This is a genomic window from Flavobacterium bizetiae, assembly GCF_902804475.1.
GTDB classification, from domain to species: domain Bacteria; phylum Bacteroidota; class Bacteroidia; order Flavobacteriales; family Flavobacteriaceae; genus Flavobacterium; species Flavobacterium bizetiae.
In genome coordinates, this window is record NZ_CADCSU010000011.1 from 1 (window position 1) to 688 (window position 688).

General features: G+C 37.6%; 1 pseudogene. It reads right to left on the bottom strand.

From position 1 onward, the window contains the following. Positions 1–688: pseudogene (locus FLACOL7796_RS00080) on the bottom strand (hypothetical protein); the annotation flags it as partial.

Here is a 688-nt window from a genome sequence, read left to right on the forward strand (position 1 = left end):
GCTGTCGTCATTGGCTACCAAAGTTCCTTTTACTACCACTGTTGCTTCTGCTGTATCACAGTTCACCGGATTAGCTCCTTTTTCACAGATTTGGTACGTAATTGTATATGTTCCTGATACTGTGTTGGGATCTAAAGTCAATACTCCGCTCGCATCAATAGATAACGGTCCTGTTGTAATGGCCGTTACTGTTGTATTTAAAGCTGTAACGTCTACTCCGTTTAATTTATCGTTTGCTGTTACATTACCCACTGTGGTAGCGGTTGTATAGCTTGGAATTTGTACTAAATATGTGTTGTCATCTGCAGCACATATTTTAGAATTGATAGTAAAATTTGAAATATCAGAAGTACATCCATTAACTGAGGCAGTAATACTATAACTTCCAACAGGAGCTGTAACTGTATCATTATTTTGAATAACTCCTAATGATGGAGTTATTGTATAAGTGTAAGCTGGATCATAATCTGTAATAGTTACACTTCCTTTTGGATTTGTACATGTCTGTTGTGTTACTGCACTTAATGTTGGTTTAACCGGTAAAGCGAAAACCGTAAAGGTAACATCTGAATTGGTAGAGGCACAGCTGCCATTAGCTGCAACAGTATATTTAATAGTTACATTGGTATCTGCTGTAACAGCATCTGGTGTATAAGTTGTTCCTGAGATGCTTCCGCCTCCTAATACA